This is a genomic window from Microbacterium sp. H6, from assembly GCF_003314775.1.
In the GTDB taxonomy this organism is placed as follows: Bacteria; Actinomycetota; Actinomycetes; order Actinomycetales; family Microbacteriaceae; genus Microbacterium; species Microbacterium oxydans.
Map to the genome: position 1 here is coordinate 48,730 of NZ_QOAY01000094.1, position 17,469 is coordinate 66,198.

At 66.5% G+C, this 17,469-nt stretch carries 22 protein-coding genes; 6 read left to right on the top strand and 16 right to left on the bottom strand.

Annotation, left to right across the window (positions count from 1 at the left end; translation table 11 throughout):
• Positions 1–137 precede the first annotated feature (137 nt).
• From DSP71_RS06450 to DSP71_RS06475, 7 genes are all read right to left on the bottom strand, one after another.
• The gene (locus DSP71_RS06450; RefSeq protein ID WP_113680672.1) at positions 138–479 is read right to left on the bottom strand and encodes a hypothetical protein; all 342 of its coding nucleotides are present in this window, start codon (positions 477–479) and stop codon (positions 138–140) included.
• Positions 476–766, bottom strand: a complete 291-nt coding sequence (locus tag DSP71_RS22010; protein ID WP_181800678.1) for a hypothetical protein — start codon at positions 764–766, stop codon at positions 476–478. Before DSP71_RS22010 ends, DSP71_RS06450 begins: the two co-directional genes overlap by 4 nt.
• 79 nt (positions 767–845) lie before the next feature.
• Positions 846–1,208, bottom strand: a complete 363-nt coding sequence (locus DSP71_RS06455) for a hypothetical protein (protein WP_113680673.1) — start codon at positions 1,206–1,208, stop codon at positions 846–848.
• Positions 1,209–1,539: 331 nt separating this feature from the next.
• Positions 1,540–1,986, bottom strand: coding sequence for a GNAT family N-acetyltransferase (locus tag DSP71_RS06460; RefSeq protein WP_061016339.1), 447 nt, complete (start codon positions 1,984–1,986; stop codon positions 1,540–1,542).
• Positions 1,987–2,017: 31 nt separating this feature from the next.
• Positions 2,018–2,302, bottom strand: coding sequence for an HNH endonuclease (locus DSP71_RS06465; protein WP_307723489.1), 285 nt, complete (start codon positions 2,300–2,302; stop codon positions 2,018–2,020).
• 103 nt (positions 2,303–2,405) lie between these two features.
• A complete protein-coding gene (locus DSP71_RS06470) occupies positions 2,406–3,530 on the bottom strand; it encodes a Xaa-Pro peptidase family protein (RefSeq protein ID WP_113680674.1) in 1,125 nt (374 codons plus the stop codon).
• Positions 3,531–3,575: 45 nt separating this feature from the next.
• The gene (locus DSP71_RS06475; RefSeq protein WP_113680675.1) at positions 3,576–4,022 is read right to left on the bottom strand and encodes a DUF1801 domain-containing protein; all 447 of its coding nucleotides are present in this window, start codon (positions 4,020–4,022) and stop codon (positions 3,576–3,578) included.
• 157 nt (positions 4,023–4,179) lie between these two features.
• On the opposite strand from DSP71_RS06475, the gene DSP71_RS06480 reads away from it, so the two are divergent.
• Entirely contained in the window at positions 4,180–4,602 is a 423-nt protein-coding gene (locus tag DSP71_RS06480; protein ID WP_113680676.1) for an NUDIX hydrolase, read from the top strand.
• 22 nt (positions 4,603–4,624) lie between these two features.
• Here DSP71_RS06480 and DSP71_RS06485 read toward each other — a convergent pair whose 3' ends face one another.
• Together DSP71_RS06485 and DSP71_RS06490 are read right to left on the bottom strand one after the other, a co-directional pair.
• Positions 4,625–5,080 (bottom strand): aminoacyl-tRNA deacylase, encoded by a 456-nt coding sequence (locus tag DSP71_RS06485; RefSeq protein WP_171011004.1) that lies wholly within the window; start codon positions 5,078–5,080, stop codon positions 4,625–4,627.
• Between the two features lie 56 nt (positions 5,081–5,136).
• Complete coding sequence (locus tag DSP71_RS06490) at positions 5,137–5,643, bottom strand: hypothetical protein (RefSeq protein WP_046747982.1); 507 nt, start codon at positions 5,641–5,643, stop codon at positions 5,137–5,139.
• Between the two features lie 147 nt (positions 5,644–5,790).
• Between DSP71_RS06490 and DSP71_RS06495 the strand changes: the two genes are divergently transcribed.
• On the top strand, positions 5,791–6,348 hold the full coding sequence (locus tag DSP71_RS06495; protein ID WP_046747983.1) for a peptidylprolyl isomerase: 558 nt from the start codon (positions 5,791–5,793) through the stop codon (positions 6,346–6,348).
• A gap of 21 nt (positions 6,349–6,369) precedes the next feature.
• Positions 6,370–7,266, top strand: a complete 897-nt coding sequence (locus DSP71_RS06500) for a rhomboid family intramembrane serine protease (RefSeq protein WP_113680677.1) — start codon at positions 6,370–6,372, stop codon at positions 7,264–7,266.
• 323 nt (positions 7,267–7,589) lie between these two features.
• Here the strand turns inward: DSP71_RS06500 and DSP71_RS06505 are convergent, their stop codons facing one another.
• Positions 7,590–7,829, bottom strand: coding sequence for a cell division protein CrgA (locus tag DSP71_RS06505; RefSeq protein ID WP_045263578.1), 240 nt, complete (start codon positions 7,827–7,829; stop codon positions 7,590–7,592).
• A 103-nt stretch (positions 7,830–7,932) separates the two neighbouring features.
• On the opposite strand from DSP71_RS06505, the gene DSP71_RS06510 reads away from it, so the two are divergent.
• From DSP71_RS06510 to DSP71_RS06515, 3 genes are read left to right on the top strand one after another with little or no spacing between them, the layout of a single operon-like run.
• Entirely contained in the window at positions 7,933–8,727 is a 795-nt protein-coding gene (locus tag DSP71_RS06510; protein ID WP_058630934.1) for a class E sortase, read from the top strand.
• A 28-nt stretch (positions 8,728–8,755) separates the two neighbouring features.
• Entirely contained in the window at positions 8,756–8,911 is a 156-nt protein-coding gene (locus tag DSP71_RS22015) for a membrane protein (RefSeq protein WP_046747986.1), read from the top strand.
• Positions 8,908–9,540 carry an aminodeoxychorismate/anthranilate synthase component II gene (locus DSP71_RS06515; protein ID WP_061016328.1) on the top strand — a complete coding sequence of 211 codons (633 nt, stop codon included), beginning with the start codon at positions 8,908–8,910 and terminating at the stop codon, positions 9,538–9,540. The genes DSP71_RS22015 and DSP71_RS06515 overlap by 4 nt, the downstream gene beginning before the upstream one ends.
• Before the next feature lie 31 nt (positions 9,541–9,571).
• Here the strand turns inward: DSP71_RS06515 and pknB are convergent, their stop codons facing one another.
• The 6 genes from pknB to DSP71_RS06545 all read right to left on the bottom strand — a co-directional run.
• The gene (gene pknB / locus DSP71_RS06520) at positions 9,572–11,260 is read right to left on the bottom strand and encodes a Stk1 family PASTA domain-containing Ser/Thr kinase (protein ID WP_058630932.1); all 1,689 of its coding nucleotides are present in this window, start codon (positions 11,258–11,260) and stop codon (positions 9,572–9,574) included.
• Positions 11,261–11,304: 44 nt separating this feature from the next.
• Positions 11,305–13,044, bottom strand: coding sequence for a serine/threonine-protein kinase (locus DSP71_RS06525; RefSeq protein ID WP_218867881.1), 1,740 nt, complete (start codon positions 13,042–13,044; stop codon positions 11,305–11,307).
• Complete coding sequence (locus tag DSP71_RS06530; protein ID WP_046747990.1) at positions 13,041–14,495, bottom strand: penicillin-binding protein 2; 1,455 nt, start codon at positions 14,493–14,495, stop codon at positions 13,041–13,043. The genes DSP71_RS06525 and DSP71_RS06530 overlap by 4 nt, the downstream gene beginning before the upstream one ends.
• Position 14,496: 1 nt before the next feature.
• A complete protein-coding gene (locus DSP71_RS06535) occupies positions 14,497–15,882 on the bottom strand; it encodes an FtsW/RodA/SpoVE family cell cycle protein (protein WP_046747991.1) in 1,386 nt (461 codons plus the stop codon).
• The gene (locus DSP71_RS06540; RefSeq protein ID WP_046747992.1) at positions 15,879–17,183 is read right to left on the bottom strand and encodes a PP2C family serine/threonine-protein phosphatase; all 1,305 of its coding nucleotides are present in this window, start codon (positions 17,181–17,183) and stop codon (positions 15,879–15,881) included. Before DSP71_RS06540 ends, DSP71_RS06535 begins: the two co-directional genes overlap by 4 nt.
• A gap of 7 nt (positions 17,184–17,190) precedes the next feature.
• Positions 17,191–17,469: FHA domain-containing protein (locus DSP71_RS06545; RefSeq protein ID WP_113680678.1), on the bottom strand; the 279-nt coding region annotated here is incomplete at its 5' end.

Below are 17,469 nucleotides of genomic sequence, written 5' to 3' on the forward strand. Positions count from 1 at the left end.
ATCGCCTGCGACGATCCCGCGTGCATCATGCTCGCCACCGCGGAAACACGCTTCGTTGATCGCTACGCCACATACGCCGCAATATCCGACGACCGGCCAATCACGCTCCTGCGGAACGTACTGTGTGCCTCGCGTTCTCATCGCACGACCTCGCCCGTTGCTTGATCGAATACGACGTATTCACCGATGACCGGAGCCGGCAATGAATCACAGAAGCGCATCCAGCCGTCACGGTCGTTGCGATGACTGTACGGAACGTACGCCTTGCACTCGCCCACGATCTTCGCGTGTGACGCCGCTGCGTTGGTCTTCGCTTCCTGCCATGCCGGAACGCGTGGCAACCATGCGTACTGGTACACGACATCGATTGCATCCGTTGCCGCTGGCGGCGATGCCTGCGCTTCGTCCGTGACGACTGTGCCACCGATGACCAATGCCACCGCGACCGCGATGAACCCCAAACCGAACCAACGTCTCATGCTCGTTCACCTCCCCCCGCGTCCTTGAATGCCCGCCAGTCCGCGTTCAAATCCCATGGCGATGCTTCTGCGCTGGTCCGCGCCTGCTGTGCTTCGCCGTGACCCTGCGCCGTTGCGACTTCGTCGCTTGCTTGTAACCCCAAACCCTTGTGCGCTGCGTCCTGCTGATCGCCGTGCTGTGCTTCGCCGTGACGCTGCACCTGCTCCCGCGCCCATGACTCCCATGCACCGTGTGCGATGCGACGTGATCGACTGAATACCAACGCCACTGCGTCAATGAATCTCATTTCATGCTCCCTGTGTCCGTGAAACCGCGAACGGGGATGACTACGCCTCGAGAAACGCAACCACCCCCGCCCATGACGATTACTTCTGTTCGTTGCCCTTCACCGGCACGACGGAATCCGCGATGATCGAAAGACCCTGACGGTTGTTGTTCGTCACGTACGGAGTGACGCGAATAGTGCCCACGAGCTTGTAATCGACGTTGCGGAGAATGTCGACCTTGCTGAGAATCGCGACCGTGATGCCCTGATCCTCACGAATGACGTTGCCCTGCTCGTCGAGAATCAACCCCGACAGACCGGTACGCCACTGTGCCTTGCCGTCCGTCAACTTGTTTGCGCCGTCACCGTCCGTGCGTGCGCGCAAATCCTCCGCCTTGACGCCGACCTGCGATGCGAAAACGTGACCGCTGAATGAGTCCGAACTGACGATAAAAGTTGCCATGATGACTACTCCCTGTGTATTTCGTCCCGCGATTTACGGGAACACAGGGAATATCAACATTGAATGTAACGACTTTGTCACGAACCGGTGATCGACCCATTTTTGTCGATAGAACGCACGCGGGGGGCGATGACGACGACATCGCTCCAGACGACATCGCGACTCTGTGAACCGACGAACTCGTTACACTTTTCGTTACACTTTCACGGTCCTGTACCCCTCAAACCGCGAGATTACGCGGGAGAATGACGAGGGATACGATGCTCCTAGGCTCCACAGGATGAAGAAGCCCCTGGCACCTGCCGGGGGCTTCTTTCCTTCGGTCACCGTTTCAGTCGAGATCGATCTCGTAGTGGATCATGCCCGACCGCGACGCGACACGATCGTAGAGGCCCCGCGCCGTGGTGTTCGACTCCGCCGTGAGCCAGTAGAGCTTGGACGACCCGTGCTGCTCCGCCCATGCGCGCACGTGAGTGATCAGCGCCCTGCCGACACCACCGCCGCGCACGTCTGGCGCGACGAAGAGATCTTCCAGATAGCAGTAGTCCGTGATCGTCCAGGTGCCGGCGTGCGTCAGCCAGTGGACGATGCCGACCGCGACGCCGTTGTCATCGCGGGCGATCGCACCACGGATCCCCGATCCGCGGTCGACGAGTCTCCTGAAGGTCGCCGCCGTGGTCGCGTCATCGAGGTCGGTCTCATAGAAGGACAGGTACCCCTTCCAGAGCACCTCCCATTCGGGGCGGTCCTCGGCAGTGATCGCAGCGATCGTCGTCATGAGTCGAGAGTAGCGAGTGCGCACACCGGCTTCATTCGGCGGGTCGAAGCCCCCGGAGGATCGTGGCGTGCCGCACGAGGAATGTCCTTTCGTCGAGCTTCTTGCGGCGCAGCCAGCCCGTGACCTCGTCATTGTGCTTGCTCGCATTGCAGGAGGCGCACGCCGGAACCACGTTCTCGAGCGTGTAGCGGCCGCCGCGGGACACGGGTTGGATGCAGTCGCGCTGCAGAGCGGCGCCGTCTCCCCCGCAGTACGCGCACCCGCCCCAGGCGTCCATCAGGGCGTACCACTGCTCATCGGTGAGGTCGTTGTCCACGCGCGCGAGGCGATTCTGTCGACGTCGGGCGTAGCGCGCGCGGGTCGCCGGCGACGCATTGGCGGACGATACCTTGCGACGGCGCTGCATATCCGGGTGCGTCTCAGTCGGAGCCGACCGAAGTCAGTCCGTGCGGTGCGACGTTCAGTCGCTGGCCACCCTCGGCCGTCACGACGACGATGTCCTCGATGCGGGCACCCCATTCGCCGGCGAAGTAGATACCAGGTTCGATGCTGAAGGCCATGCCCTCGCGGAGCACCAGACCGTTGCCAGGGGCGATGTACGGCTCTTCGTGCACCGAGACTCCGATTCCGTGGCCGGTGCGGTGCAGGAACGCCTCCCCGAGGCCCGCCTCGTCGAGAACGGTTCGCGCTGCGGCATCCACTTCGGAGGCGGTGGCTCCGGGGCGCACGGCATCGACCGCAGCCTGCTGCGCGCGCACCAGCACTCCGATGCGCTCAGCTGCGGCGGGGTCGGGGGTTCCGACCACGTATGTCCTGGTGCTATCGGAGTTGTAGCCGCTCGGGACAGCCCCACCGATGTCGACCACGACCACGTCGCCTTCTTCGATCACGCGGTCCGAGACCTCGTGGTGAGGGTCCGCACCATTCGGGCCCGATCCGACGATCACGAACTCCACCGTGCGGTGCCCTTCGGCGACGATCGCCTCGGCGATGTCGGCAGCCACCTCGCGTTCGGTGCGTCCGGCACGAAGCCACTCAGGCACGCGCCGGTGCACCGCGTCGATGGCGTCTCCGGCACGGCGCAGCTCTCTGATCTCCTCGGCATCCTTGATCATGCGGCTCTCGCGCAGCACCGGTGTGGCGAGCTCGAGGCGCACACCCAGGCGCTCACCGATCGGGATGACGTGCAGGGCGGGGAGGGCGTCGGACACACCGACGCGTGCCACCGCACCCGCTGCCTCGCCGACCAGCGCGTAGGGATCCTCTCCGTCCACCCAGTCCGCGACGCGGAGGCCGAGCTCACCGGCGGCCGTGGTTCGCAGCTTGGCGAGTTCCATCCGCGGCACCACCACCGTGGGCGTGACTCCGGGACCGAGAACGAGTGCGGTGAGCCGCTCGATGGTGTCGCCCTCCACGCCCAGCAGGTACTGCAGGTCGGGTCCGGGACCCACGATGACGGCATCGATTCCCGCTTCAGCCGCGAGCGTTGCGGCGTCGGCGAGGCGGGCAGCGTACACGGATGCGGGGAAGGGCAGAGTGCTCACGGCTCAACGGTACTGCCCGAGCGGCCTCGGGGCAGCAGGGTGTCGTCAGCTGATCGCCAGTCGGATGCGTTCGCCCAGGAACTCGAGGTCGGCCTTCGTGAGGTCGGTCACGGCATAGGCGGTCGGCCACACGGTTCCGTCGTCGAGGTTCGAGATCGGTTCGAACCCGAACGTTCCGTAGCGGACCTTGAACTTGCTGGCCGGCTGGAAGAAGCAGAGCACCTTGCCGTCGCGACCCCACGCCGGCATCCCGTAGTAGGTGCGGGGGACCAGGTCGGGGGCGACCTCGGAGACCAGGTCATGCAGCTTCTTCGCCAGGGCCTGGTCTTCGGGTGTGAGCTTCTCGATCGCCTCCTTGATGTCGGCCTCCCCCGCGGCGCGGAGCTCCTCCGGGGACTTCTTCGCCCTGGAGCGGCGCGTGCGCGCTTCCTTCGCGGTAGCCTGCATGGCCTCGCGTTCCTCGGCGCTGAAGTTCTTCTCTTTCTCGGCCATGATCGGTCCTCTCCTGGTGCTGTCCGTTGTGGAGATCACATTACGGAGGCCGGAGGACAGAGCGCTTCTCGATTCCTGATCGATCGGAGCGGACCGTCGGTTTCCGGAGCGTGACGCACGGTCATCGACCCCCTTCGCTGACGGATAGGGTGTGTCCATGGACCTGCGTGTCGCGGCGTACGCGGTCGTCACCGATGACGACGGACGGCTGCTGTTGGCGCGCTGGACGGAGGGTCGTCGCGTCGCGTGGACGATGCCCGGGGGTGGGCTCGAGCCGGGTGAATCTCCGGAAGACGCCGTACGTCGAGAGCTCCGCGAGGAGACCGGCTACACGGTCAAGGTCGGCGAGCTCCTCGGCATCCATTCCCGTGTGATTCCCGCGGGTCGTCGAGTGCAGAAGGCAGCAGAACCGCTGCACACGCTGCGCATCGTCTACCGAGCCGAGGTCACCGGTGGCAAGCTGCGATTCGAGACCGGCGGTTCGACCGACATGGCCGAGTGGTTTCCGATGAAGGCGGTGGCCGAGCTGCAGCGGGTGCGGCTGGTCGACATCGCCATGCGGATGGCCGGGATCCTCTGAACCGACCGAGTCCCGGCCGGGGTCAACGCTCTTCGGGAACGGAGATGTCTGCGACGGTCGCCCCGTAGGCGGCGATCAGGTCGTCTGCGTCGACGAACAGACTGTATCCGTGGGCCCCCGCACCCATGGCGATGCGCTGACCGACGATGGACTCGTCGGCGTAGATCGGCCAGTCGGTGGTGCTGCCGATCGGGACGATGGTGCCGCGCTCGTAGCCTGTCGCCGCGAGAGCCAACTCCGCTTCCGGAAGCCGAAGCTTGTTCACTCCGACCAGGGCGCGGAGCTTCGGCCAGGAGATCGAGCGTCCGCCCGGTATCAGCGCGAACAGGAACGTGTCGTCGGAGCGCTTCACGACGAGTGTCTTGACGATGCCCGACGGCGGGATGCCGAGGAGCTCGGCTGCCTCGAACAGGCTGCCTGCCGCCGGGCGCTCACGGATCTCGATCTCGAGACCGCGGGCTGCGGCCGCTTCACGCACCCGCGCATGCCGATCGCCTCCGTCACCCGGGGCGACGGAGGCGATATCGGACGGGGTCACGCGTCGGGTGCGGCGAGCGGGTCGTCCGCGACCCAGAGCTCGTCGTCGGCGCGCAGTGCCTGCCAAGCGGCGTAGAGAACGCCGACGGCCGCGGCCGCGCCGAGGACGATAGCGATGACGGAGCCGAGACCCGGGCCCGACTTCTGCTTCTTCCCGAAAGCACCGCGGGGTGCCGGGACGGCCACACCGTGACGCTTCGCGTTGGCGACATCCCACGCGGTGAGGGCGGAACCGACGACTCCGCCCACGATCGGGACGACCTTGTCGTCGACGACGTGCTTGCCGATCTTGACGCCACGGTCGACGACCGGGGCGACGCGACGGTTGTACGTGTCCTGGATGACCGGGACGACCTGCTCACGATTGAGGCTGCCGAGCTGACGTCCGGCCTCCCGGGCGACATCGGCGGCGTGACCGACGAGCACCTGCTGGTTCTCCCAGAGCTGGTTCGCTTCCTTCTGAAGACGACGCAGTTCCTTCTTCCGCTTGCGGCTGAGGCTCACGATGCTCTCCTGTCCATTGGAGTACGGGTTCCCCATCTTGCCACGACAGGCTGGAAGCCGGGAGGGAATCGCCCGACCCTTGCTTCTTCGCCTGATCAGGGGTACAGGCCTCGGCCAACTCACCGGAAGCTCTGCGAGAATGAAGGCATGGCTCACGCTTCTCATGTCGCAACCCTGCACACCAACCACGGTGACATCGTCATCAACCTCTTCGGCGATCACGCACCGAAGACGGTCAAGAACTTCGTCGGCCTCGCCGACGGCACCCAGGAGTGGACCGACCCCGCCACCGGCAAGCCCGGCGACGGACCCCTCTACAAGGACGTCATCTTCCACCGCATCATCCCGAACTTCATGATCCAGGGCGGCGACCCGCTCGGACAGGGCGTCGGCGGCCCCGGCTACAACTTCGACGATGAGATCAACATGGAGCTCGACTTCAACAAGCCGTACATCCTCGCGATGGCCAACGCCGGCCTGCGTCGCAACGCCATCACCGGCAAGCCCGAGGGCACCAACGGTTCGCAGTTCTTCATCACGACGGACCCCACCCCGTGGCTGCAGGGCAAGCACACGATCTTCGGCGAGGTCGCCGATGACGCTTCCCGCGCAGTCGTCGACGCGATCGGCGCCGTGCAGACCGGCCCGGGCGACCGTCCGGTCGAGCCTGTCGTGCTGCAGTCGATCGACATCGTCGCGGCCTGACGACAGCTGCGGCCGATCCGGATGACCACGCCAGAGCTCACGAGCAATCGCGACAACTTCTGTTACCGCCATCCGGATCGGCAGAGCTTCGTGCTCTGCCAGCGGTGCATGCGCACCATCTGCCCCGAGTGCCAGACGCAGGCGGCTGTCGGCGTCATCTGTCCCGAGTGCATGAACGCGGACAAGAAGAACCGCACCCCCGCTCAGAAGAAGGCGGCTCGGCGCTGGGGCGGCAGCGGCGCGACCATGGCGATGGCCCGCAGCGGCAAGCCGGTCGTCACCTACGCTCTCCTCGCCGTCACGTCGTTCATCGGACTGGTTCAGCTGATCCCCGGCATCGGCGAGCAGATCACCGGGCAGATGCTCTTCGCGGCCCCGTATCTGTACCCGAACCTCTCGCCGCTGCCATTCGAGCCCTGGCGACTGCTCACCGCCGTCTTCGCCCACGGCAGCTTCATCCACCTCGCCCTCAACATGCTCGCGTTGTGGATGCTCGGACAGAGCCTCGAGCCCATGCTCGGCCGCGTCCGGTTCCTCGCCCTCTACCTCATCAGCGGTCTTGGCGGCTCGGTCATGGTGGCGGTGCTCGCCCCGCTGACCTCCACGGTCGGGGCCTCGGGAGCGATCTTCGGCATGATGGCCGCTCTGCTCATCGTCGGCCGGCACCTCGGCGCCAATGTCACCGGGCTTCTCGTCATCCTCGGCATCAACTTCGTCTACGGGCTGGTCTTCGGGGGTGGACGGATCTCCTGGCAGGCGCACCTCGGCGGAGTCGTCATCGGCGCGCTGGTGGCCTTCATCTATGTCAAGACGAAGCGCCGAGACCAGCGAACCCTGCAGATCGTTCTGCTGTCCGCGCTGGTCGTCCTGTTGATCGTCGTCGTCGCCTTCGTGCCGCCGCTCATCCTTTTGTCCTGATCCCGAGTTGTTAACAGGGTTGTTAACCCCTGTGAATAACACCGGTGTAATTCTCCCCAGGCTGTGGATGGACCTGTGGATAACTTTCGCTCTGGGTGGACTTGTGGGCGGGCATCTCCGGGGGACGGTCGTAGGCGGATTCCCTTCGTTCGCAGAACGGGCTCCCTCCCGCTTCGCGGGTCCCTCCCGATGCTCACTCCGGGAACCCGCCTACGACCTTCGGTGGCGTTGCCGCTGTACACCGGAGCGGAGTGGAATCCGGGATGGGTATGAGAAAGGCCCCCTCGCGATGCGAGGGGGCCTTTCTGGAAGAAGTGGAGGCGTCAGCGCCAGCGAGTGGTCATCAGGAAGCCGATCAGCGCGATGCCGAGGCCGATCGCCAGGTTCCAGTTCGACAGCCCCGGGATCGGGTACTGCATGCCGGAGATGTAGAAGACAAGGATCCACACGAGCCCCAGGAGCATGAAGCCGATCATCACCGGCTTGAACCACACGGCGTTGGGAGCGGCGTCGCCTTCGGCGCGCTCGACGGCGGGTTCTTCAGTCTTGCGGTCACGTGCCATTCCGTCATTGTACCCATGAGACCTGTCCTCCGCCGAGGCCAGGATGCCGCCGCAGACGGAGAGGCCACGGCGCGCGCTCAGCGTTCCCGGATATGATCACCGCATGACTGCATCCGTCGTGCCTGGGGGGCGGCGTCCGCGGCGACAGCGGCCGCGCTCGCGCGCGACGTTCGCGAGCGTGCTCGGAGAGCTGCTCCTCACCGCCGGCGTGATCGTCCTGCTCTTCGTCGCGTGGCAGATGTGGATCGGCGACATCATCATCAGCGCCCAGAAGAACGACGAGGGTGCAGCCGTGTCTCAGGCGCTGGCACAGGCCGAGCCCCCGGCGCTCCCGCCCGTCGTCGAGGAAGACGACGGAACCACGGCATACGTGCCCCCCGTGCCCGCGGCCCCGGCCGATGCGCAGTGGTTCGGACAGATGCACATCCCGCGTTTCGGCGCGGACTACAACTTCGGGATCTTCGGCGGGACGAGCCGTGCCCGCACGCTCGACCAGCAGGGGATCGGGGTCTACACCAACTCGAAGATGCCGGGCGAGGTCGGCAACTTCTCGCTGGCCGGGCATCGGACCACGTGGGGAAAGCCGTTCAACCAGCTCGACAAGCTGCAGTTGAACGACGCGATCGTCGTGGAGACACCTGACGGCTGGTACACCTACCGGTTCCGCACGCTCGAGTACGTGAAGCCCAGCCAGACCGATGTGCTCGCCGACGTGCCGCAGATGCCCGAGCAGCAGACCGGGGAGCAGTACATCACGCTCACGGCCTGCTCTCCGCTGTACTCCTTGGCCGAGCGCATCGTCGCCTACGGGGTGTTCGAGAGCTTCCAGCCACGCGCCGAGGGTCCGCCGACCGCTCTGACCGATCCGCCGCCTCCGCCGGCCGCACCCTCGGTGTGATCATGGACATCCGAAAGGGAGAAGCCTGATGTACGCCGCCCTCTGGCGCCTGCTGCCCGGCCCGTGGTGGCTGCGGGTCCTCATCCTCGTGATCGTCATCGCCGCCGTGCTCTACGGACTGTTCTGGTACGTGTTCCCCTGGGTGAGCCCGATCATCGCCCCCGGCGAGGTCGACGTCGAATGACGCGAGTGCTCGTGGTCGACAACCACGACAGCTTCGTGCACACCCTGGTCGGATACCTGCAGGAGCTCGGCGCAGACGCCGACATGATCGAAGCGGATGCGACGGATGCCGCCCGACTCGAGAAGCTGGTGCCGGCGTACGACGCGGTGATGCTCTCTCCGGGCCCAGGTGCACCTGCCGATGCTGGAGCGTCGATCGATGCCGTGCGCGTCGCCACGCGGCTGCGGGTGCCGACGCTCGGTGTGTGTCTCGGACACCAGGCGATCGGAGAGGCCTTCGGGACTCCCGTCACCGCGGCGCCCGAACTCATGCACGGGATGGTCTCGTCGGTCACGCACGACGCTTCTCCCCTGTTCGCAGGAATCCCCTCGCCGTTCGATGCAGGGCGGTATCACTCGCTCGCGCTCGCGGCCTCCGACCTGCCACCCGAGGTCATGGTGACGGCCTGGACAGAGGAGGGGACGGTCATGGCGCTGGCCCACCGCGACCTGCCGGTGTGGGGCGTGCAGTTCCACCCGGAGAGCGTGCTCACAGAGGGAGGCTACCGACTCCTGGCGAACTGGCTGGAACTGTGCGGCGACGACGGAGCGGTCGCGCGCGCCGAGACGCTGCACCCCCTGTCACGCTGAAGGTACGGTCCGGCTCACCGGGACCTGCGCGTCAACCGGTGCAGAAGAAGATCTGGACGGACGAGCCGACCGGGACGTCACCGGGTGCGACCGACATGGAGTGCACGGTCGGCGGCTCCGTGGCCGGGCACTCGGCCGTCTCCGTCGGCACGGCCACCAGGCCGAGATCGGTGAGGTTGGCCGTGGCGGCGTCGACGGTCCAGCCGGCGAGGTCGGTGAGCGTCACCGTGCCGCTGGCCACGACCAGGTTGACGACGGTACCCGGATCGAGCTCGGCGTCGGCCTTCTCACTGGCGGAGATGACCGTGTTCGCGGCCAACGCCTTGTCGTTGCGTTGGATGACCGTTCCGAGTTCGAGCCCGGCCGCCTTCAGCGCGTTCGTGGCGTCGTCGAGTGCCATGCCCTCGATCTTGGGCATCACGACCGTCTCCTCGCCCTTGGAGACGTACAGCGTGACCGTGGAGCCCTCCTCGACCGACACCCCCGCCTCGGGGTCGGTGCGGATCACGTTTCCCTCGGAGACCTCGGAGCTCGTCTCGATCACGATCTTCGACGAGAGGTCGAGGTTCGCGAGGTCGTCCTGTGCGCGCTCGGATGACACGTTGACGAGGTTCGGGATCGTTCGCGACGTGCTCGACACCTCGGGAGGGCGCATGCTGATCGTGACGACCCAGAACAGCACCGATGCCAGCAGCACCGCGAGCAGTGCCACTCCGGCCCAGATCCAGGCGACCGGTGGTCCGGACTGGGTTCGGGTCATGGTGGTGTCCGCACTCAACTGCCGCAGCGACCGCGCGGTCTCCTGCGCCTGCCGCGGGCTCGCGCCGTACAGCTCGCTGGTCAGTGCTCCCAGTTCCTTGCGCGTCGGGGCATTGCCGGTCATGGCGGAATCCAGGGCGGCGCGGAAGTGAGCGGCGTCCGGATACCGCTGGTAGGGATCCTTCGCGAGTGCGCGCAGCACGATCGGGTCGAGCGTTGGAGGAGCGTCCTCGTTGACCTCTGTCGGAGGGACCGGTGTCTCACTCACATGCTGGTAGGCGACAGCCACCGGCGACTCGCCACGGAACGGCTGGCGTCCGGTGAGCAGCTCGTACAGGACGACACCCGTGGAGTAGAGGTCGGCTCGCGCATCGACGGGTTCGCCCTTGGCCTGTTCCGGCGAGAAGTAGGCGGCGGTGCCGATGATCTGGGTCGTCTCGGCCACCGTGGAGGACGAGTCGGAGACGGCACGGGCGATGCCGAAGTCCATCACCTTGACCTGACCCTTGTCGGTCACCATCACGTTGCCCGGCTTGATGTCGCGGTGCACCACGCCTGCGCGGTGCGAGTAGTCGAGCGCCTCGAGGATGCCGTCGACATAGCGCACGGCGTCGGCCGCCGGCACCGGTCCCGCCGCGATGATGTCCTTGAGGAGGGTGCCCTTGACGAGCTCCATCACGATATAGGGCGGCTCGTCGGAACCGATGTCGCTCGTCGAGGGGTCGCCGGCATCGAACACGCGGACGATCGAAGGGTGAGACATCCGTGACGCGGCCTGGGCCTCGAGCCGGAATCGATTGCGGAACGTGGTGTCCCGTGCCAGATCGGCGTCGAGGATCTTGATCGCGACGTCTCGACCGAGCGTCAGATCGTACCCGCGGTAGACCTTCGCCATACCGCCATGCCCGATGAGCTCGTCGACGCGGTACCGGCCCGCGACGATTCGTGGCTCTGTGGACACGGATGACCCCCTGGAAAACTACGCTTGCTGAACTGAACTACAGGTTACCCGTCGGTGTCGGTGTCCCCGTCGCCGGGGGCCGCCGTGATCGTCACCGAGAGCGGGGGCGATGCCGCGGAAGTGCGCTGATCGCCACCGGAGCACATGCCCTGGTATGTGACGATGAGCTGCTGCCCCTCGGCGTCGGCGATCTTCACCTGCGTGTTGCGCTGCGTCGGCTGGAAGTTCGGCCCACCGGAGACGAAGCTGCCGTTCTGCACCGACACGACGTAGCCGGAAAGCGTCGTTCCGCTCGGGCACGTGAATCCGGTTCCCCAGGAGATGGTCACCGTCGAACCCGCGACTGGGTTTCCGGTGATCGTCGGCGCGTCGGTCGGCGTCGGGATGCCCGCACGAGCCGCGTAGACCGTGAGAGTCATGGCCTGCGTCGTCTCGACGTTGCCGGTCGGTGCGACGCGGTAGACCTTGCCGACGTCCGCATCGGTCGGCGCAGGATCGCCGTCGACGCAGGTGATCTCGCTGTTGAAGCCCGCCTCCTTGAGAGTGGAGGTGGCGGCGCCGCAGTCCATGCCGTTCAGGTTCAGGGCTGTCACGTCCACACGGGTCACTTCCGGCGTCGGAGTGGTCGGCGGCGGTGTCGTCTGCGTCTGGGTCTGGGGCGGCGTGTTGCTCGGCGAACCCGTGGGATCGGCATCGCCGCCCTGGTTCGCCAGCATCGCCCACAACGTGCCGCCGAGCACGATCACCAGCAGAGCGATCAGAGCGATCAGCGGCCAGGTCCAGGGGCTGCGCTTCTTCTTCTCCTTCTCCTCCTCGGCTGCAGCCTCGGTGGGAAGCTGAGCCGTGGTGGGAAGGATGCGCGTGGTGCCGTCGTCTCCCGATGCCGTCAGGATCCGTGTCGCGTCGTCTCCGCCTGCGATGCCGCCGGTCGCGATCGCGGGCACGGCGATGGCCGCGGAGTTGAGGTCGCCTCGGCGAAGAGCCTGAGCCGCGCGCGCCACCGTCGCAGAAGACGAGGGGCGATCGCTGGGCTTCTTGGCGATCATGGCCATGACGAGGTTCTGGACGGGGATCGGCACGGTCGGGGGCAGCGGCGGGGGCTGCTCGTTGATCTGCGCCATGGCGATGGCCACCTGCGACTCACCCGTGAACGGACGCTTGCCCGCCAGGCATTCGTAGGCGACGATGCCGAGCGAGTAGGTGTCGGTGGCGGGGGAGGCCGGGTGACCGGACGCCTGCTCGGGCGACAGGTACTGCACCGTGCCCATGACCTGGCCGGTCGCGGTGAGCGGTACCTGGTCGGCGATACGGGCGATGCCGAAATCGGTGATCTTGACGCGGCCGTCGGGCGTGATCAGCAGGTTTCCCGGCTTGATGTCGCGGTGCACGAGACCCGCCGCGTGAGCGGCCTGCAGAGCGGACGCGGTCTGGGCGACGATGTCGAGGGTCTTGTCGGCGCTGAGTGCTCCATCGCGCTCGAGCACGGTCGAGAGAGCCTCGCCGGGCACCAGCTCCATGACGAGGTAGGCGCTGCCGTTCTCCTCGCCATAGTCGAAGACACTGGCGATGCCCTCATGGTTGACGAGTGCGGCGTGCCGAGCCTCGGCTCGGAAGCGCTCGAGGAACCCGGGGTCCCCCATGTACTCGTCCTTGAGGATCTTGATCGCGACGGTACGTCCGATGACGTGATCCGTCGCTTCCCACACCTCGCCCATGCCACCGATCGCGATACGCGACTGCAGCTCGTAACGACCACCGAACGACACACCCTGCGTCGGCCTCATCTGCCCAGCACCGCCTCTATGACCTTCTTCGCAATCGGAGCGGCGATGGTGTCGCCGCTGCCTGATTGTCCCTGTCCGCCGCCGTCTTCGACGACGACCGCTACTGCGACCGCTGGATCGTTCGCCGGCGCGAAGCCGGTGAACCACAACGTATGCGGCCTGTTTCCGTTCTCTGCGGTGCCCGTCTTACCGGCCACGTCGATCCCGTCTATTCTTGCACCCTGGGCCGCTCCCGTTGCGACGCTCGCGACCATCGCGGCGGTCACGTCGTTCGCCACATCGGCCTCCATCGCACGTCCGAACTCGCTGTCCTGGAACGCCTTGATGACCGAGAGGTCGTTGCCGATCACGGCGTCGACCATCCGCGGATTCATCACGACACCGTCGTTCGCGAGTCCGGCGGAGACCATGGCCATCTGCAGCGGAGTGGCGGTGACCTTTCCCTGGCCGAAACCGGTCAGAGCGGTCTGTGCGTCGTCGAGGGCCCGCGGGTAGCTGGAGGGTGTCGACGTCAGGGGCGTGTCGAACGATCGATTGAACCCGAGCTTGTCGGCCATCTCGCGGATCGCGTCGTCGCCGAGTTCGACCGCGAGCTCGGCCATGGGGATGTTGCAGCTGAGGCGGATCGCCTCGGCGATCGTGACGGTCTCTCCGGGGCCGCAGGTGCCGCCCCACGCGTTGGAGACGCGGTTGGACGACCCGGGAAGGGTGTAGACGGCCGGGTTGGGCAGCGTCGACTCCGGGGTCCACTTGCCGCTCGCATAGGCCGCAGCGGCGACCACGACCTTGAACGTGGAACCGGGAGGATTCAGGTCGCCGGCGATGGCGCGGTTGGACAGCGGCTTGTTGGCGTCGGCGACGAGCTGGTCGTAGGTGGCGTTCGCGGCATCGGCATCGTGCGTGGCCATCAGGTTCGTGTCGAAGCCGGGCGTGGAGACCATGGCCAGGATCCGTCCGGTCTTCGGATCCATCGCCACGACAGCACCCTTGAGGCCGCCGAGGGCCTCGTAGGCCGCTCGCTGCGCCGCGGTGTTCAGTGAGAGCTCGACGCTGTACCCGCGCTGCGGTTGGCCTGAGAGGATGCGCTCGACCTCGCCGAGGAAGGCATTCGACCCCGTGCCGGATAGCTCGGCGTTCATGGCCTTCTCGATGCCCGTGCTCGAGCCCAGAGCCGGGTTGAAGTATCCCGTTACCGGCTCCCAGATGGGAGCATCCGCGTAGGTGCGCTGGAACTGGTAGCGGTCATCACTCGGCACCGAGCTCGCGATCGCGACGCCGTCGACGATGATCGATCCGCGCTGGATCTCATAGCTGTCGAGCCGGGTGCGCTTGTTGTTGCTGTTCTGGGCCAGCGCATCCGCTTCGACGACCTGGATCCAACTGGTCGCGGCGAACAGCGCGATGAACATGAACAGCATGATGATGCTGAGGCGGCGGAGTTCCTTCGTCATGTCAGCCGATCACCACCCGGGGTTGGCGCCGCACACCGTCGGAGATGCGCAGCAGCAGAGCCACGATGAGCCAGTTGGCCACGAGGGAGGATCCACCCGCCGCGAGGAACGGCGTGGTCAGGCCGGTCAGCGGGATGAGGCGCGTGACACCCCCGACCATGATGAACACCTGCAGGGCGATCGTGAACGAGAGACCCGTCGCGAGCAGCTTGCCGAAGTCGTCCTGACCGGCGAGGCCGATGCGCATGCCGCGGCTGACGAACACCATGTAGAGGCAGAGGATCGCGAACAGTCCGATCAGCCCGAGTTCTTCGCCGAGGCTCGTGATGATGTAGTCGCTGTGGGCCAGCGGAGTGACCTCGGGGCGTCCCTGGCCCCAACCCGTGCCCATCAGACCGCCGCGGGCGAGGCCGAAGAGCCCTTGCATGGGCTGGTACCCGGCGCCGTCCGGGTCGACCTGGTTGGCGTCGAAGAGGAAGAGCCAGTTGATGAAGCGACCCTGCACGTAGCTGAGGATCTGCGTCGCGAGCGCGACGCCGGCGACCACGAGGGTCAGGCCGATGAGCACCCAGCTGGTCTTCCCCGTCGCGACGTAGAGCATCGCGACGAACATCCCGAAGATCAGGGTTCCGGTTCCGAGGTCGCGCTGGAAGACGATGATCCCGAGCGAGATCAGCCAGACGACCAGCACGGGTCCGAGCTCGCGCATGCGTGGCCAGGTGATGCCAAGGACCCGCTTGCCGACCGACGTCAGGCTCTCACGGGTGCGCACGAGGTATCCCGCGAAGAAGATGGCCAGGCAGATCTTGGCGAGCTCGCCCGGCTGGAAGGCGAAGGCGCCGCCGAGCGACACCCACACCGCAGCGTTCGCGTCGGGGATGCGCAGCCCGGGGACGAAGGGCAGCAGCAGGAGCAGGATTCCGGCGAGTCCGAAGATGTAGGTGTATCGGAAGAGGATCCGGTAGTTGCGCAGCAGGATCACGACCACGATCGCACCGGCCAGCGAGATGGCGGTCCACGCGAGCTGCTTGGTCGAGTAGGCGTTCCAGCCGGTGTTCTTGAAGGCGATGTCGATGCGGTAGATCATCGCGATGCCGAGTCCGGTGAGCAGGGTCGCGATCGGTACGACGAACGGGTCGGCGTCGGATGCCACGAAGCGCAACACGATGTGCAGCGCGAACGCGAGGGCGGCGAGGCCACCGCCGATCGCCAGGATCATCGGGTCGATCACCCCGAGCGCGCCCAGCTGGACGAGCGTGAGCGCGGCACCGCTGATCGCACACGCGAAGAGCAGCAGCCAGAACTCGCGGTTGCGCTGGCTCTGGGGCATGCGGATGCGCTTGAGGGCCTTGATGACGCTGGTGTCGGCTGTGACGTCGGTGGTCATCCGTCACCCCCGGCCGGAGTCTCGACAGGGGTCGGCATGGGCGTGGGCAGCGGCGTCTGCTCGATCGTGTTCGCGTCGGCACCCGCCTTGAGCCGGTCCACGATCGCCATCGCGTCGGACAGCGAGCGCGCGGTGATCGTGCGCTCGACCGATGCCCGCTGATACGGAGGTAGGTTCGCGAGGAGGATGTCGGTGTCCTGGATCGGGGTGGACAGCGTGATCGGACCGATGTTCTGCTGCACGCCCTGGAAGATCACGACGCTGTCCTCATCGGCGCCGATGAAGTACCGGGTCTGGGTCCAGCTGTAGGCAGCGAAGGCCGCGACGCCGAGCATCACGATCACCACGAGAGCGCCGGCGATCCACCCGAGGCGCCGGCGCTTGGCGCGACGACGGTCCTCTTCGATGAGCTCCTCGAGGTACTCGGGCGCCGGCTCGAAGTGGCTGGGCTCGTTCGCGGCCTGTCGCACCGGGTGCAGCCAGTTGCCGCGGGGAGCCCGCACGGGAGGAACGTACACGCCGTCGGGGTTCGACGCTGAGCCGACGATCGTGGGGGTTCCCGAATGGATCGGGTGCTGTCCGCCGACGTCGACCAGGACCATCGTGACGTTGTCGGGCGCGCCGCCGTCGAGTGCCTGCTTGAGCAGGATGTCGGCCGTACGTCCGGGGGCGAGACCGAGCTGCATGGCCTTGAGGATGTGCGGCTCGTCGACCACGCCGGAGAGTCCGTCGGAGCAGAGCAGCCAGCGGTCGCCGGGCTGCGTGTGCATGACGAACATGTCGAGCTCGGGGTCGGAGTCCATGTCGCTGAGCACACGCATCAGCACGGATCGGCGCGGGTGGTAGCGCGCCTCCTCCGGGGTGATGCGGCCCGAGTCGACCAGACGCTGCACGAACGTGTGGTCGGCGGTGATCTGCGTCAGGGCATCGTCGCGATAGAGGTAGATGCGCGAGTCGCCGATGTGGCCGATGACCGCGTACTCGTCGACCATGATGATCGCGCTGAGGGTGGTGCCGAGACCCGCCAGCTCTGGACGGTCCTTCGCGGCACGGATGAGGTCGCCCGCGGCCGTGGTCGCCGCCGCCTGCAGCGAGGCCTGTGCGTCTTCCGTCGTCGCATACGCCTGATCGAGCGGCTCGAGGCGCTGGATCGCGATGCTGGATGCGACGTCACCGCCGGCGTGACCGCCCATGCCGTCGGCGACGACGAAGAGGTTCGCTCCGGAGTAGCCGGAATCCTGGTTGTTGGAGCGGACCTTCCCGGTGTGGGAGATCGCGACGCTCGAGCCCTCGAAGACCATGCCGGCGTCAGGCTCGCAGCTCGAAGGTCGTGGCGCCCACCTTGATGGGGGTGCCGAGCGAGAGGGCGACCGGCGAGCCGGAGACGCGCTGGCCTGCGACGAAGGTGCCGTTGGTGGAGTCGAGGTCCTGGATCGCCCAGGCGTCGCCGCGCAGCATCAGGCGCGCATGGTGGCTGGACGTGTAGTCGTCGCGGATCACGAGAGCGGATTCGCTGGAGCGGCCGATCGTGAGGGAGTCGGCGCTGAGCGGCAGCTCCAGGCCTGCCTTCGGGCCGGAGGTGATCAC

Excerpts from the sequence above, each read along its gene's own strand:
- DSP71_RS06450 (WP_113680672.1), bottom strand. The coding sequence starts at position 479 with ATGAGACGTTGGTTCGGTTTGGGGTTCATCGCGGTCGCGGTGGCATTG.
- DSP71_RS22010 (WP_181800678.1), bottom strand. The coding sequence starts at position 766 with ATGAGATTCATTGACGCAGTGGCGTTGGTATTCAGTCGATCACGTCGC.
- DSP71_RS06455 (WP_113680673.1), bottom strand. The coding sequence starts at position 1,208 with ATGGCAACTTTTATCGTCAGTTCGGACTCATTCAGCGGTCACGTTTTC.
- DSP71_RS06460 (WP_061016339.1), bottom strand. The coding sequence starts at position 1,986 with ATGACGACGATCGCTGCGATCACTGCCGAGGACCGCCCCGAATGGGAG.
- DSP71_RS06475 (WP_113680675.1), bottom strand. The coding sequence starts at position 4,022 with ATGGCCGAGAAAGAGAAGAACTTCAGCGCCGAGGAACGCGAGGCCATG.
- DSP71_RS06480 (WP_113680676.1), top strand. The coding sequence starts at position 4,180 with ATGGACCTGCGTGTCGCGGCGTACGCGGTCGTCACCGATGACGACGGA.
- DSP71_RS06495 (WP_046747983.1), top strand. The coding sequence starts at position 5,791 with ATGGCTCACGCTTCTCATGTCGCAACCCTGCACACCAACCACGGTGAC.
- DSP71_RS06500 (WP_113680677.1), top strand. The coding sequence starts at position 6,370 with ATGACCACGCCAGAGCTCACGAGCAATCGCGACAACTTCTGTTACCGC.
- DSP71_RS06505 (WP_045263578.1), bottom strand. The coding sequence starts at position 7,829 with ATGGCACGTGACCGCAAGACTGAAGAACCCGCCGTCGAGCGCGCCGAA.
- DSP71_RS06510 (WP_058630934.1), top strand. The coding sequence starts at position 7,933 with ATGACTGCATCCGTCGTGCCTGGGGGGCGGCGTCCGCGGCGACAGCGG.
- DSP71_RS22015 (WP_046747986.1), top strand. The coding sequence starts at position 8,756 with ATGTACGCCGCCCTCTGGCGCCTGCTGCCCGGCCCGTGGTGGCTGCGG.
- DSP71_RS06515 (WP_061016328.1), top strand. The coding sequence starts at position 8,908 with ATGACGCGAGTGCTCGTGGTCGACAACCACGACAGCTTCGTGCACACC.
- DSP71_RS06525 (WP_218867881.1), bottom strand. The coding sequence starts at position 13,044 with ATGAGGCCGACGCAGGGTGTGTCGTTCGGTGGTCGTTACGAGCTGCAG.
- DSP71_RS06530 (WP_046747990.1), bottom strand. The coding sequence starts at position 14,495 with ATGACGAAGGAACTCCGCCGCCTCAGCATCATCATGCTGTTCATGTTC.
- DSP71_RS06535 (WP_046747991.1), bottom strand. The coding sequence starts at position 15,882 with ATGACCACCGACGTCACAGCCGACACCAGCGTCATCAAGGCCCTCAAG.
- DSP71_RS06540 (WP_046747992.1), bottom strand. The coding sequence starts at position 17,183 with ATGGTCTTCGAGGGCTCGAGCGTCGCGATCTCCCACACCGGGAAGGTC.